General features: G+C 74.4%; 14 protein-coding genes. 5 read left to right on the top strand and 9 right to left on the bottom strand.

The window, feature by feature from the left end; translation table 11 throughout:
* Window positions 1-6: 6 nt before the first annotated feature.
* The 3 genes from IU369_RS17945 to IU369_RS17935 are packed head-to-tail and all read right to left on the bottom strand — an operon-like array spanning window position 7 to window position 3562.
* Window positions 7-1290 (bottom strand): glycosyltransferase 87 family protein, encoded by a 1284-nt coding sequence (locus tag IU369_RS17945; protein WP_217922352.1) that lies wholly within the window; start codon window positions 1288-1290, stop codon window positions 7-9.
* Window positions 1287-3104, bottom strand: a complete 1818-nt coding sequence (locus tag IU369_RS17940) for a glycosyltransferase 87 family protein (protein ID WP_217922351.1) — start codon at window positions 3102-3104, stop codon at window positions 1287-1289. The genes IU369_RS17945 and IU369_RS17940 overlap by 4 nt, the downstream gene beginning before the upstream one ends.
* 5 nt (window positions 3105-3109) lie before the next feature.
* On the bottom strand, window positions 3110-3562 hold the full coding sequence (locus tag IU369_RS17935; RefSeq protein ID WP_217922350.1) for a GtrA family protein: 453 nt from the start codon (window positions 3560-3562) through the stop codon (window positions 3110-3112).
* 80 nt (window positions 3563-3642) lie between these two features.
* On the opposite strand from IU369_RS17935, the gene IU369_RS17930 reads away from it, so the two are divergent.
* Together IU369_RS17930 and IU369_RS17925 are read left to right on the top strand one after the other, a co-directional pair.
* Complete coding sequence (locus IU369_RS17930) at window positions 3643-4968, top strand: aminotransferase-like domain-containing protein (RefSeq protein WP_217922349.1); 1326 nt, start codon at window positions 3643-3645, stop codon at window positions 4966-4968.
* Window positions 4965-5903, top strand: a complete 939-nt coding sequence (locus tag IU369_RS17925) for a D-alanine--D-alanine ligase family protein (RefSeq protein ID WP_217922348.1) — start codon at window positions 4965-4967, stop codon at window positions 5901-5903. Before IU369_RS17930 ends, IU369_RS17925 begins: the two co-directional genes overlap by 4 nt.
* A 36-nt stretch (window positions 5904-5939) precedes the next feature.
* Here the strand turns inward: IU369_RS17925 and IU369_RS17920 are convergent, their stop codons facing one another.
* The 3 genes from IU369_RS17920 to IU369_RS17910 all read right to left on the bottom strand — a co-directional run bounded on the left by IU369_RS17920 (window position 5940) and on the right by IU369_RS17910 (window position 8244).
* The gene (locus IU369_RS17920; protein WP_217922347.1) at window positions 5940-6464 is read right to left on the bottom strand and encodes a hypothetical protein; all 525 of its coding nucleotides are present in this window, start codon (window positions 6462-6464) and stop codon (window positions 5940-5942) included.
* 103 nt (window positions 6465-6567) lie between these two features.
* Window positions 6568-7239: a hypothetical protein gene (locus IU369_RS17915; protein WP_217922346.1), complete on the bottom strand. Its 672-nt coding sequence runs from the start codon at window positions 7237-7239 to the stop codon at window positions 6568-6570.
* A gap of 84 nt (window positions 7240-7323) precedes the next feature.
* The gene (locus IU369_RS17910; RefSeq protein ID WP_217922345.1) at window positions 7324-8244 is read right to left on the bottom strand and encodes a ketopantoate reductase family protein; all 921 of its coding nucleotides are present in this window, start codon (window positions 8242-8244) and stop codon (window positions 7324-7326) included.
* A gap of 11 nt (window positions 8245-8255) precedes the next feature.
* Between IU369_RS17910 and IU369_RS17905 the strand changes: the two genes are divergently transcribed.
* Window positions 8256-9056, top strand: a complete 801-nt coding sequence (locus IU369_RS17905; protein WP_217922344.1) for an enoyl-CoA hydratase/isomerase family protein — start codon at window positions 8256-8258, stop codon at window positions 9054-9056.
* Between the two features lie 155 nt (window positions 9057-9211).
* Here IU369_RS17905 and pckA read toward each other — a convergent pair whose 3' ends face one another.
* A complete protein-coding gene (gene pckA / locus IU369_RS17900) occupies window positions 9212-10747 on the bottom strand; it encodes a phosphoenolpyruvate carboxykinase (ATP) (protein ID WP_217922343.1) in 1536 nt (511 codons plus the stop codon).
* 40 nt (window positions 10748-10787) lie between these two features.
* Complete coding sequence (locus IU369_RS17895) at window positions 10788-11981, bottom strand: cytosine permease (RefSeq protein ID WP_217922342.1); 1194 nt, start codon at window positions 11979-11981, stop codon at window positions 10788-10790.
* A gap of 46 nt (window positions 11982-12027) precedes the next feature.
* On the opposite strand from IU369_RS17895, the gene IU369_RS17890 reads away from it, so the two are divergent.
* Both IU369_RS17890 and IU369_RS17885 read left to right on the top strand, forming a co-directional pair.
* Window positions 12028-12807 (top strand): VOC family protein, encoded by a 780-nt coding sequence (locus IU369_RS17890; RefSeq protein WP_217922341.1) that lies wholly within the window; start codon window positions 12028-12030, stop codon window positions 12805-12807.
* A gap of 9 nt (window positions 12808-12816) precedes the next feature.
* Window positions 12817-13350 carry a uroporphyrinogen decarboxylase/cobalamine-independent methonine synthase family protein gene (locus IU369_RS17885; protein ID WP_217922340.1) on the top strand — a complete coding sequence of 178 codons (534 nt, stop codon included), beginning with the start codon at window positions 12817-12819 and terminating at the stop codon, window positions 13348-13350.
* Window positions 13351-13367: 17 nt separating this feature from the next.
* On the opposite strand, the gene IU369_RS17880 is transcribed toward IU369_RS17885, so the two are convergent.
* Window positions 13368-14108: an ABC transporter ATP-binding protein gene (locus IU369_RS17880; RefSeq protein ID WP_217922339.1), complete on the bottom strand. Its 741-nt coding sequence runs from the start codon at window positions 14106-14108 to the stop codon at window positions 13368-13370.
* Window positions 14109-14120: the final 12 nt, after the last annotated feature.

Below are 14120 nucleotides of genomic sequence, written 5' to 3'. Positions count from 1 at the left end.
CCGCCGTCAGTCCGTGAGGTAGCGGGCGGAGACGGCCTGGTCGGCGCGCATCGGGTCGGTGCGCTCCCGCCCGAGGACGCGCCCGAGGGGCCGCCCGGCGATGCTCGGCCGCGGCCAGCACGCCGCGAGCAGGGCGATCAGGACGCTGTCGCGGAGCACCAGCAGCCCGATCGGGAGGCTGTCGAGCGCGACCAGGTCGAAGTAGCGGTGCGGGAAGTAGCTGAACGTCAGCAGCATCGCCGCGGCGGCCAGCGCCGCGGACGCGGGCCCGAAGCGGCCGGCGACGAGGAAGCAGACGGGCAGCAGCCACACCAGGAACTGGGGGGACAGCACCTTCCCGCACACGAGCAGGGCGACCACCGTCGCCGCGCTCGCCGCGACGAACAGGCGGGCGTCGCCGGGGTGGCGGGCGCGGTGCAGCCCCAGCCACAGCGTCCACGCGATCGCGACCAGGATCACGATCAGCGCGAGCGTGGAGAGGCCGGCGAGCACCGCCGGGCCCGTCCCGGAGAGCCCCTGGCTGCCGAACGAGTTCTCGACGGTGATGCCGATGTCCGCGAGGGCGTGCAGCCCGAGCAGGTAGGCGGAGGCGGTCGCCTCGATCTGCAGGGGGCGGTCGAGGTGGTACTGCACGAGGTCCCAGGTCCCCGACGGCGACATGATCACGAACGGCGCCATCACGGCCGCGACGATCCCGAGGCAGGCCGCGACGCCGGCGAGGGCGCCGCGGTTGCCCTGCCGGTGCCGCTGCCAGATCACGAGGACGGGGATCAGGGCGAGGGGGACCAGCTTCAGCAGCGTCGCGGCGGCGAGGAGCCCCCACGCAAGCCTCCACCGCTCCGTCGCCGCCGCCCACAGCGTCCAGACGAGCAGCGCCGCGAGGGCGAGGTCGAACCGGGTCTCGACGAGGTTGCCGATCAGCAGGGGGCTGACGGCGGTGAGCACCGCCGCCACCGTCTGGCGCCGCCCGTCGAGCCCGATCGCCCGCCCCAGGGCGATCACGCCGAGCACGGTGGCGCAGAGGCAGAGGCACATCAGCACCGAGAAGGTCACCCCGTAGGGACCCGGCAGCGCGCCGGCGAGCCAGAACAGCGCCCCCGCGAGCGGCGGGTACTCGAGGCTGAAGTCGGCGTACGGCACCCCGCCGGCGGCGATCTCCTCGTAGGCGCGCCGGTAGACGGGGATGTCGGTGATGACGGCGTCGGCGTAGACGCCGAGCTGCAGGGGGATCGCCCAGACGAGCGCCGCGAGCGCCACGGCGCCCGCGGGCAGGGCCCAGCGGCCGGTCACGTCGCCACCGGGACGGGCGCCGGGTCGTGCGCGGGCGCCTCGGCGGGTGGCACGTCGGGGCGCTCGGCGCGGACGGGGGGCGGCCACTCGATCACCATCGCCACCAGCGCGAACGGCAGGAACCAGGGGATGTAGAGGTAGAACCAGTGGGTCAGGGTCAGCTCGACACCGATCAGGAGTGCGCCGGAGAGCGCGGTCATGGTGAGCATGTCCAGCCGCCGTGGCCAGCGCAGCACGGCCACCGCGGCGACGGCGACCAGGACCATCAACCCGATCTGCACCGGGCGCAGGCCGGGGTGCTGCCCCCAGATCGAGAACGGCGAGTCGCGCCCCAGCTGGTAGCCGAGCGTACGGGACCAGAACGCGCGGATCCCGTCGGCGCCGTCGAGCAGCAGCACCCAGCCCGTCAGCACGGCGGCGCCGGCGAGCCCCGCGACGAACGGGAGCAGGGTCCGCCCCGGCGCCGGGCGCGGGAACGGACGCCGGCTCCACAACGGCAGCAGGATCGCCGGCGCGAACTTGGTGGCGAGCGCCAGCCCGAGCAGCAGGCCGCGGCCGACGGGGTGCCGTGCGACGACGAGCCCCCAGATCAGGGTCGCCGCGACGAGGGAGTCGTTGGAGTTCGTCGCGAGGGCGAAGCCGGTGAAGGGGAACGCCGACCACGCGAGCGCGAGGCCGATGCCGAGGCGCATCCCGGCGAGGCGCCACCCGAGCGTGAACATCCCGGCGATGCAGAGGATGTCGAAGAGCGTCGCGGCGCCGTGGGCGGCGGGGAGGGCGTCCCACGTCCCGGTCCACGGCTCCGCCAGCTCGAACGGGACGTACGAGATGTAGTTCAGCGGCCCGTACGTGTCGCAGCTGCCGCAGTCGCTCGGCATGTTCCCGTAGGGGGTGGTGCCGTGGGCGATCCGGTCCGCGCCGATCACCCCCGCGTAGCCGACGTCGATCACGTTCGAGTCGAAGGCGTTCAGGCCGAAGCGCAGGGCGAGGGTCACGGCGAGCAGGCTGACCAGCAGCCACGTGGGCGCGGAGCTGCCGAGCACCGGCCGGCGCGGCCGTCCCGGCGGCGGGTCGGGGGCGTCGTGGCGCGCCGCGCGGGTGCGGGCCACCGCGATCCACGCGAGGCGCAGTCCGATGTAGACCATCGGCGGGTACTGCAGCGGGACCGACGTGAAGACCTCGCCCCGGTTGAACCAGATCAGCGAGATCCCGAACGACAGCAGCACCAGCAGGTCGAGGGTGCGCATCGAGATCAGCCGGGAGGGGCGCAGGAACGGCAGCAGCGGGAGCAGGAAGAGGGCGCACAGGCCGAGCCAGATCGCCGGGCGGTTGATCGCCCGGCCGAACGCCCCCTCGTAGCCGCGCGCCATCATCCAGGCGACCTGCGGCCCGGTGCGGACCTCGGTGATCTCGCCCGTCGCGTCGGAGACGACCACCTGCGCCTCGACGGTCTCGTCGCCGTCGGCGTCCTCGCTGACCGCGAAGTAGGTGTGGACCCGGTCGTCCTCGTCGTAGTCGACGGCGGTCCGGGAGATCTCGCGCCCGTCGGTCCAGTCGCGGAGCTCGGAGGAGGTCTCGGCGATCGCCGTGACCTCGTCGTCGGTGAGCGTCGGCTCCCGGGAGGGGGCGGGACCGTCGAGGCCCCGCTGGATCTCGGTGGCCTTGTCGGCGACGGCCCGCACGAGGTCGCCGGCGGCGCGCGTCGCCTCGGCGGGTGTCGGCTCGCTGACCGGGGCGGCCGCCGCGCGCCCGGCCCCGAGGGTGAGCGCGAGGCCCGCGAGCAGGGCCGCGAGGGCCCGTCGCCGGCCGGTCACCCGTCCTACCGGAAGGACCAGCGGCGGTTGAGCAGGAAGTTCACCGGCATGACGGCGGCGATCGCGATGGCCTGGCCGAGCACCTCGGGGGTGCCGGCGCGCACCAGCACCTCGAGCAGGACGAGGTTCAGGCCGAGCGCGACGAGGCTCACCGCCAGGTACCGGGCGCCCTGCTGCAGCGCCGACAGGCCGTGGCGGCGGAAGGTCCAGAACTTGTTGACGACGAAGTTGCTGGTCCAGGCCACGGCGAACGCGCCGAGGGCCGCGACCGCGTGATGCGCGTCGGCCCCGTAGACCAGCGCCGAGAAGACCGCGAGGTTGACCAGATACCCCGTCGCACCGACCACGCAGAACCGCAGCAGCTGCTGCCAGTCGTCGCGTCGGGCACGCCGGATGTTCGGCACGCGGAGCACGCGTGCCTGGGGCATTGCCGGGGGCGGGGCGGACCGGGTCGGCACGGCCCGCGATGGTACCAGAGGCCCCGCGGCGCACCCGCTCGGCCCGGCGGCGGACGCCCCCTAGACTGGACGTGATCGTCATGCACCCCCCCGAGGGAGACCCGACGCACCCACGGACCCCCCCGCCGCGGCACCGGCCGCACGAGAGCGCCCTGACCCCGGGCGACTCGGCACGCTACGACGTCCGCTTCGCCTCGCGCGCCGCGGGGATCGTGTCGTCGGTGATGCGCGACCTGATGTCGCTGTCGGAGCGTCCCGACATCATCTCGCTCGCCGGCGGCTTCCCGAACACCGAGTCGTTCGCCCGGGAGATGTTCGACGAGGTGATCGAGGTGGTCGCCCGCGACCACCTGGCGTCGGCGCTCCAGTACGGCCCCACCGAGGGGCTGCTGGAGATGCGCGAGCGGATCGTGGAGATCATGGGGGGCGACGGCGCCCGCGTCGGCGTCGACGACGTGATGGTCACGACGGGCGGCCAGCAGGCGATCGACCTCTCCATCCGGACCTTCGTGAACCCGGGGGACACGATCCTCGCGGAGGGGCCGACGTACCCCGGCGCGGTCCCCTGCTTCACCACGTACGAGGCCCGCGTCGAGCACATCCCGATGGACGGGGACGGCCTGCGCACCGACCTGGTCGAGGAGGCGTTGTCGCGCCTCGCCGCCGAGGGCCGGACGCCGAAGCTGCTCTACACGATCCCCAACTTCCACAACCCCGCCGGCGTGACGATGTCGCTGGAGCGGCGGGAGCACCTGATCCGCCTCGCGCACGACCGCGAGCTGCTGATCGTGGAGGACAACCCGTACGGGCAGATCCGGTTCGAGGGCGAGCCGCTGCCGTCGTTGTGGGAGCTCGACGACGGGGCGGGCTGGGTGATCCACCTCTCGACGTTCTCGAAGATCCTGTCGCCGGGCCTGCGCGTCGGGTGGGTCGCCGCCCCCGCGTCGGTGCTGCGCAAGATGAACCTCGGCAAGCAGGCCGCCGACCTCTGCACGTCGACGATGTCCCAGCGCTTCATCATCGAGTACATGCGCCGCTACGACTGGCGCGACTACGTGCAGCGCCTCAACGGCATCTACCGCTCCCGCCGCGACGCGATGCTGCGCGCGCTGGAGGAGGAGATGCCCCCGGAGGCGGTCTGGACCCGCCCGGAGGGCGGCCTGTTCGTGTGGGCGACGCTGCCCGCCTACCTCGACACGACCCACCTGCTGGCGTCGGCGAGCGAGAAGCACGCCGTCGGGTTCGTGCCGGGCCGCGGCGCGTTCCTCGACGGCCGCGGCGGCGACTCGATGCGCCTGAACTTCTCGGGGGTCCCCGAGGCCGTCATCAGCGAGGGCGTCCGACGCCTGGGGGTCGCCGTGTCCGAGATGACCGAGCTGCACCGCGCCCTGGGAGGGCTCACGTGAGGGTCGCCGTTCTGAAGGGCGGGCGGTCGCTGGAGCGCGAGGTGAGCCTCCGCTCCGGCGCGAACGCCGAGGCCGCGCTCCGCCGCCTCGGGCACGACGTGCTGGAGGTCGACGTCGACCAGCACCTCGTCCGCACGCTCCGCAACGAGCGCCCCGACGCGGCGTTCATCGCCCTCCACGGCCGCGGCGGCGAGGACGGGACCGTGCAGGAGCTGCTCGAGATCCTGGAGATCCCGTACACCGGCCCCGGCGTGCTGGCGTGCGAGCGCACGTGGGACAAGGTCGTCGCGAAGGCCCACTTCGACGCCGCCGGCATCCCGACGCCCCCGGCGTACGCGTTCCGCCAGGACGCCTTCCGCGAGCTCGGCGCGGCCGAGGCCCTGCCGGACATCCGGGAGCGGCTGGGGCTGCCCCTGGTGGTGAAGCCCGCCAAGCAGGGCTCCGCGCTCGGCATCTCGGTCGCCCACGACGCCGCCGAGGTCCCGGGGGCGTTGATGAGCGCCCTGTCGTACGACGACCGCGTGCTGCTGGAGCGGTTCGTGCCCGGCCGGGAGCTGGCGATCTCCGTGCTCGGCACAGGGGAGCCGTGGGCCCTCCCGGTGGTGGAGGCGACGCCGATCGGCCGCGACTTCTACGACTTCGAGGCCCGCTACACCCCGGGCCTGACCGAGTTCGTCGCCCCGGCGCGCCTGCCGGACGAGGTGGCGCAGGAGGCCGCGCGCCTGGCGATCGCCTGCTTCCGGGCGCTCGGGTGCCGCGGCCTGAGCCGCGTCGACATGATCCTCGACCCCGACGACCGGCTCTGGGTGCTCGAGATCAACGCGATCCCCGGGATGACCGACACGAGCCTGCTGCCGAAGGCGGCCGAGGCGGCGGGGCTCGGCTTCGACGAGGTCGTGGAGCGGATCCTCGCGGAGGCCGCGCTCGGGGCGTGATCGCCCGGGCGCGGCCCCGCGGGGCCGGTCAGTCGCTCAGCAGATCACCTGCACGTGGAACCCGCCGTTCACCGGCGCGCCGGCGTCGTTGGCGGTCCGCACCACGAGCTGGGTGCGCGCCGCGTCGGTCGTGTCGAGCGCGATCCGCACGGACACGGCGTCCGGCACCGGCGGCGCGTCGACGGACGGCGTCCCCGTCCAGGAGCAGGCGCTGATGTTGCGGTCGAACTTCACCCGGTAGTTGCCCTCGTCGACGCGCTGCGACGAGACCGCGCCGTTGCCGCGCACGAGGTTCGACCCGACCGCGCCGCTGCTGACGGCGAACAGGTAGGGGTGCGCCTCGATGGCGCCGAGGCGGGTGAGCGCATCGTTGCTGCGCCGGACCGCCGCCTGCGAGATCTTCTGGTTGATCTTGAGCTGCTGCGCGGTGACGGCGACGGGCCGCTGCGCGCTCGCCTCGTCGGTGGCCGCCTCGAGCGCGACGACCCCGCCGAGACCGAGCGCCGTGCCGGCCGCGATCCCGACCCACCAGTGCCGCTTCAGTGCACCTGTCCCCAACATGCCGACCCCCCGTACGCGCGAACACCGAGGCGCCACGCTACGCCGCGCGTCGGACGCACGGCGTAGCGCTCACGGGACTCTTACCGCCCTCTTAGAGTTGCGGTCAGCAGGTGACGGTCACGTGGAAGGCCTTGTCCTCGCCCTCCGTGACCGGATCGACGATGGCGGCGCCGTCGACGTCGTAGGTGCGGACGGTGACGGCGTTCTTCGCGGTGTCGGGGTTCAGGTACGTGGTGGCGACGCCGACCGGCGGCGTCGTGGTGCCCGCCCCGCCGACCGTCGCCGTGTAGGCGCAGGCGCTGACGTCGGCCCCGAACGTGACCTTGTAGGCGCCGGCGTCGGCGGTGACCTTGGCGGAGGCGGTCGCCCCGTTGCCGCGGGCGAGTGTCCCGTCGGCGTTCACGACGGCCCAGTAGACGGGGTGCGCGAGCTTGTCGTTCGACACCGCCCCGGCGGCGATCTTCGGCGTGGTGACGGCGTTGTCGGCGATCTTCGCGGCGGTGATGGCGCTGTCGCGGATCTGGGCGGTGGCCCAGCCGGGCGCGTCGTCGCGGGCGCCGGACTTGCGCACCGGGTCGAGCAGGTTCAGCGACTCGTTGCTGCGGCGCACCGCGGCCTGCGAGATGCGCTGGTTGATGCGCAGCTGCTCCGCCGACACGGCGAAGCCGCCCTGGGCGGACGCCGGCTCGCTGACCTGGTCCACCGTCACGACGACCGCGGCGCCGAGCGTCAGCCCCGCGGCGATGCCGATCCACCAGTTCCCGCTCTTCCTCATGGGTCCCCTCCGGTCCGATGTGTGATGTGCCACGTGGCGACCGTAGGCCGCCCGCGGGCCGGGATGGGGCTTCTTAGGGGATCCTTACGGGTGGCGGTGAAAGCCTTCACCGCGGGCCCGGCGGTCCTCCTGCAGTGCGAGGAGGCCGTCGAGGACGCGGTTCACGGGCACGGGGACGCCGAGCGCGGCCCCCTCCCGCGCGAGGAACCCGCAGAGCGCGTCGCGCTCCAGCGGCTTGCCGGCGGCGAGGTCGCGGGCGGTCGACGGGTGGTAGTCGCGGAGGGCGGCGTTGGGGGCGGCCATGCCCGCCACGTCCTCCTCGGTGAGGGTCACGCCGTGCCGGGCGGCGACGGCGACGACCTCCCACATCGCCTCCCGCACGAGGGCCTCGGAGCCGGGGGTGGCGAGGGTCTCGCCGGCGGTCGCGCCGGTGATGGCGCAGATGGCGTTGAAGCCGGCGTTCCACAGCAGCTTGTGCCACTGGTCGTGGACGATCCGCTCGGAGAGCGTCACGTCCCAGGCGGGGGCGACGATGGCGTGGACGGCGTCGGCGAGGGCCGTCGGGCCGGCGGGGTCCCCCATGCGCACCCACCCCTCGGCCTCGTGGTCGACGACCCCGGGCTCCTCGACGCGGAGGCCGACGAAGGCGATCGCGCCGAGCACCCGCTCCGCGCCGAGCACGGCGCCGAGCCGCCCGACGTTCTCGACGCCGTTCTGGAGCGACAGGACGGGGGTGCCGGGGGCGACGACCCCGGCGAGGGCCTCCGCGGCGGCGGTCGTGTGGTGCGACTTGACGGTGACGACGACGAGGTCCGGCGGTGGTCCGGCGGGCGCGGCGAGGGCGCGGACGGGCACGTCCCAGCGGGCGCCGTCGAGCTCCCGTACGATCGCCGTCCCGGTGCGCCGCATCGCGTCGAGGTGGGCGCCCCGCGCGACCATCGTGAGATCGTGACCACGGCGCGCCAGCAGCGCCCCGTAGTAGGTGCCGACCGCTCCCGCTCCCATGACGAGGATCGATGCCAGCTGAGACCCCTCCGTCCGGCCGCCTCCTCGTCGAGGAGGACGGCGACGCCCTCGTGGTCCGGATCGCGAACGAGACGCGTGCGAACGCCCTCGACGACCCGATCCTCGACTCCCTGGTCAGCCTACTGGAGGGCCCCCGCGCGGCCGCCGCCCGAGTCGTGCTGCTCGGCGGGGCGGGTGACCGGCACTTCTCGAGCGGCCTCGACCTGGGGGACCGCACCCCGGAGGAGCTCGTCGCCCGCCTGCAGGACGGGGAGCGCCGCCTCGGCCGGGCGGCCCGCGCGATCGCGGCGTGTCCCCGCCCGGTGATCGCGGTGCTGAACGGCGCGGCGGTGGGCGGGGCGCTTGAGTTGGCGGTCGCGTGCGACTGGCGCATCGCGGCACGTGGGGCCCGCCTTCTGATGCCCGCCGCCCGGATCGGCGTGGTCTACGCGCCCGACGGCCTGCGCCGGTTCGTCGCGGTGATGGGCCCGGCCCGGACGCGCCGCCTGTTCCTCTCGGGGCGCCCGGTCGACGCGGACGAGGCGATGCGGATCGGCCTGGTCGACGAGGTCGCGGAGCCCGGGGACCTGTGGGCGACCGCCGGCGAGGTCGCGGCGGCGGTCTCCTCGGCCGCGCCGCTCGCGGTGGAGGGGACCCGGGCGATCATCGACGCCATCGTGGACCGGGCGCCGTGGGAGCTGGTCGAGGAGACGGCGGGGGCGATGCGCCGCCGCGCCTTCGCGTCGGAGGACCTCCGCGAGGGCCTCGCGGCCGTCCGCGAGAAGCGTCCCCCGGGGTTCCGGGGGCGCTGAGCGGCGCCATCCGGCCACCGGGTCCGCTCCACGCCCGCCGAGGGCGCGCGGCGGACGATGGTCGTCCGCGGGATGCCCCCCGGTGGTTCCAGGAGACGATCCGGACGCACCCCTCCGGCGGTGCGGGCGCACCGCCGTAGGGGGCGTCGGGGGTGCTACGCACGCATCTTGGCGGCGTGCTCCAGGATGCGGGACGCGAGGCTCTTCGCCGACGCGTCGTAGGCGTCGCCGTCGGCCCAGGTGCCGCGCGGGTCGAGCAGGGCGCTGTCCACGCCGGGCGCCTCCGTCGGGACCTGGAAGCCGAAGTTCGGGTCCGTCCGGGTCGGGGCCGCGTCGAGCTCGCCCGAGAGGGCGGCGCGGACGATGGCGCGGGTCGCCTTGATCGGCATGCGGGAGCCGACGCCGTACGGGCCGCCGCTCCAGCCGGTGTTCACGAGCCACACCGACACGCCGTGCTCCTGGATCCGCTCGCCCAGCATCTCGGCGTAGACCGAGGGGGGCTGCGGGAGGAAAGCGGCGCCGAAGCAGGCGCTGAACGTCGCCTCCGGCTCGACCACGCCGACCTCGGTGCCGGCCACCTTCGCGGTGTAGCCGGCGAGGAACATCGTCATCGCCTCCTCGGGGGAGAGCTTCGCGATGGGGGGCAGCACGCCGAAGGCGTCGGCCGTCAGCATGATGATCGTCGAGGGGTGCCCGGCGCGCTTGCTCTCCACGATGTTCGGGATGGAGGCGAGGGGGTACGCGGCGCGGGTGTTCTCCGTCTTCGAGTTGTCGTCGAGGTCCAGGCGACGCGTCACCGGGTCCATCACGACGTTCTCGAGGACCGTCCCGAACTTGCGGGTCGTCTCGTAGATCTCCGGCTCGCCCGTCTGCGACAGGTTGATGACCTTCGCGTAGCAGCCGCCCTCGATGTTGAAGACGCCGTCCGGGCCCCAGCCGTGCTCGTCGTCGCCGATCAGCGGGCGCTCCGAGTCGGTGGAGAGGGTCGTCTTGCCCGTGCCGGAGAGGCCGAAGAACACGGCGACGCGGCCGTCGGCGCCGACGTTGGCGGAGCAGTGCATCGACAGCACGCCGTTGTTCGGCAGGCGGTCGTTCATGAGGGTGAAGATCGACTTCTTGATCTCGCCGGCGTAGTAGGTGCCGCCGATCAGGATCTCCTGCGCCGTCGGGTGCAGCAGCACGAAGTTGCCCTGGCGGGTGCCGTCCGTCGCGGGGTCCGCCGTGCAGCTCGGGGCGTGGAGGATGAGGGCCTCGGGGGAGTGGGCCTCGAGCTCCTCGTCCGAGGGCACGATGAACATCGTCTGCGCGAACAGGGCGTGCCACGCGCTCTCCGACACGACGCGCACCGGCAGCTTCTGCTTCGGGTCCGCGCCGGCGAAGGCGTCGATCACGTACAGGTCGGACGCCGCCGAGAGGTGCTCCCGCAGCTTGTCGCGCAGGCCCTCGAACTTGTCCTCGCCGATCGGCTGGTTGACCGAACCCCACCAGATGCGGTCCTTCGAGCCGGGCTCCTCCACCACGAACTTGTCCTTCGGCGCGCGGCCGGTGTGGGCACCGGTCGACACGACCAGGGGGCCGCCCTCGGCGATCTGGGCGTCGCCGGCGGCGAGCGCGTGCTCGTACAGCGCCGCGGGCGGGAGGTTCCACCACACGGTGCCCTCCGCCGAGATGCCGTGCGTGTCCAGACCCACGGCCCCGCCACGCGATGTCCGCGCCTGATCGATCGCCACCTCAGCCCCCCGCATTCGCATCCGCAAGATTCCGCTCCTCCGTCGGACCGAACCACCAGTACCCGATCGCGGGTACCGCGGCGGCCGCGGGGAGCGCAAGGCCAGAGCCTGCCAGGTGAAGAGCGATTCCGCAGCCGAATCCGGCCCCCCAGCAGCACAGTCCCGTAGTTCCCCACCCGGCGATCGCGGGTCCCCCGCGGAGCGCGTGGATCGCGCAGACCGCCACCAGGCCCGGGGCCGCCAGCGCCATCACCGTCAGCCACGGCAGCATGTGGTCGGCGAGACCCCCCGCGGCGACGATCCCGCCGACCACCGTCACGCCCACCAGAGCCGCCGCGTGGGGGATCCCGGGGGCGACGTCGGTGAGGGACAACCCGCCCGACCAGATGTTCGTCAGCACCGAGCCCGTGAACCCGACGGCCACGAACAGGTACGCGATCCCGGGGCTCCCGAGGTCGCGCAGGACGTCGGCGAGGTCGAACGACCCCGTCGCCGCCTGCAGGGCGGCGCCGGCGAGGGTGAAGACCAGCACCGGGACGACCAGGCCCGCGAGGGCGCACCACACCACCTGGCGGGGCCGGGCGAGGTCGTGCGTGAAGTCGGGGGTGCGCAGGGAGAACGCGGCGCCGTAGCCGACCATGAGGGCCACGGCCGCGGTGAACGAGATCGGGTGGGAGCCGGCCTCGCCGCCCGACAGGGTCACCTCTCGGTCGGCGAACGCGAGGTGCAGGCCGTACGCGGCGAGCCCCGTCGTCGCGAGGCCCGCGACGAGCGCCGACCACGAGAGCGCCCCCAGGCCGAACGTCACGACGCCGAGCATCAGGACGGCGAAGACGGCGATGCCGGCGAGGTCGGGCATCCCCGTCAGGCGGGCGACGGCGACCCCCGCCACGCCGACGTTGACCCCGAACCACCCGATCATCATCGCGAGCATCACCACCGACGCGCTCCGCCGGCTCCCCACGACGCCGAGCGGCCCGGCGGTCAGGGCGCCGAGGGTCCTGCCGGTGCGCTGGCCGATCAGCCCCTGCAGCAGGGCGATGCCCGCCAGGAGGGCCACGCCCGTCACGAGCGCGGCGACCAGCTCACCGCCGCGCAGGCCGCGCCCGACGCCCCCGCCGGTCATGAGCGCCGCGGGGCTCGTGCCGATGCCGACCCACGGTCCGAGCCTCCGGATCCACCCGTCGCCGCCCATGGCGGGCGATGGTATCCCCGGCCCGGGCGCCGGGTATCCTGGCCGCGTGGGACAGCGCACCGCCTACGCGCCCGGCACGTTCTGCTGGGCCGACCTCAGCACCACCGACGCCGACGCCGCCCGCGCCTTCTACGGCGCCGTGCTCGGGTGGGAGGGCGAGCCGGTGGGGGGCGAGTACGGCGGCTACGCCGTCATGACCGTCGGCGGCGACCCCGTCGCCGGCATCGCCCCGCAGGGGCCGGAGCAGCGCGCTGCCGGCGTCCCCCCGGCGTGGCTCTCGTACGTGGCGGTCACGTCCGCCGACGACACCGCCGCCCGGGCGGCCGAGCTCGGCGGGTCGGTGGTGGCGCCCCCGTTCGACGTCCCGGGGGCCGGGCGGATGGCCGTCATCGCGGACCCCCAGGGCGCGGTCGTCGGCCTCTGGCAGGCGGGGGAGATGGCCGGCGCGCGGCGCGTCAACGAGGTCGGCACGATGACGATGAACCAGCTGAACACCAACGCCCCCGGCCCCGCCCGCGACTTCCACGGCGCCCTCTTCGGGTGGGAGTTCGCGACCGTCGCGACCGGCGCCATGCCCTACTGGAGCATCACCAACGGCGGGTCCCTCAACGGCGGGCTGATGTCCCTCGACCCCTCCGCGCCCGCGCCGCCCCACTGGCTCGTCTACTTCACCGTCGAGGACCTCGACGGGGCGGACGCCCTGATCGTCGACGGCGGCGGCGCCGTCGTCGTGCCGCCCATGACCGTCCCCGCGGGCCGCTTCCTCGTCGCCCACGACCCGCAGTACGCGTTCTTCGCCCTCTTCGAGGGCGACGTCGACGACTAGGCGCCCGAGATGAGGCGCGACGAGCTGGCGGCCCTCGGGGTCCAGCTCCCCGTCCTGCCGACGATCGTCCTCGGCGCGTTGCCGGGCGACCCGGACTGGGGCGCCCGCCTCGCCCGCCTCGGCATCGACGTCACGGCGAGCGGCGCCGACGAGGACACGCCCGAGACCGTCCGCGCCGCGCAGGCCGCCGCCCCCCACCTGGCGGTCAAGGCCCGCATGATCGACGCCGCCGCGCTCGACGGGCACCGCGGCGTCATCGTCGAGACGGCGGGGGACGTGCCGCCCGGCGTCTACCGCCTCGGCGCCGACGACGCGGCGATCGAGGGCGTCGACGGGTCGTCGGAGGAGGTCGAGGACGTCATGGACGTCGCGCGCCGCACCCTCGGCGCCGCCCGTGCCGGGGTCCCGTCGCAGCTCTGGGTCGTCGCGACCCCCGGGCTCCACCTGCTGCCCACCGACGTCGTCGAGGCGAAGCTCGCCGCCCTCGGCGAGGGGGCGCGCCAGGCGCGCCTCTACCTCGCCAAGGAGCAGTTCGACATCTGACCCGAGGGCGGGGCGGCCTACGGGGCCGGCGACCCCGCCCACGCCGCTCCCGTTCCCGTTCCCGTCCCCGCGAGCCTCCCGTCGCGCATGCGGACGGTGCGGTCCGCGGCGGCGGCGACGGCCTCGTCGTGGGTGATCAGCACGACGGTGAGCCCGCGCTCGGCGCACAGGCGACGCAGCAGCGCGACGATCTCCGCGCCGGTGGCGGAGTCGAGGTTGCCGGTCGGCTCGTCCGCGAGCAGCACGCGCGGCCGGCCCGCGAGCGCCCGCGCGATCGCCACCCGCTGCTGCTCCCCTCCCGACAGCGCGCCCGGCAGGTGCCCGGCCCGGTGCCCGAGGCCCACGTCCGCGAGCGCCTCGGCGACCACCGCCCGGCGGGCGTCGCCGTCGAGGTCGCGCGGGGCGAGCGCGAGCTCCACGTTGTCGGCCGCGCCGAGCGTCGGGATCAGGTTGAAGTGCTGGAACACGAAGCCGATCGCGTCGAGCCGCAACCGGGTGACCTCCGCCTCGCGCATCCCGCCCATGTCGCGCCCCTCGAACAGCGCCCGGCCGCCGGTCGGCCGGTCGAGGCCGCCGAGGATCTGCAGCAGGGTCGTCTTGCCCGAGCCGCTCGGCCCGGCCACGGCGACCATCTCGCCGCGACCGATCCGCAGGTCGACACCCCGCAGGGCCTCGACCCGCCCGTCCCCGCTCCCGTAGGTGCGGGCGACGTCGGTCAGCTCGTAGGTCGTGTCCGTCGTGTCCACGGTCGTCGTCATGCGTCGTCCTCC

The organism is Miltoncostaea oceani (assembly GCF_018141545.1).
Lineage (GTDB): Bacteria > Actinomycetota > Thermoleophilia > Miltoncostaeales > Miltoncostaeaceae > Miltoncostaea > Miltoncostaea oceani.
The sequence above is the reverse complement of the archived record's forward strand: the minus strand, read 5'-3'. Positions and strand labels throughout refer to the sequence as shown.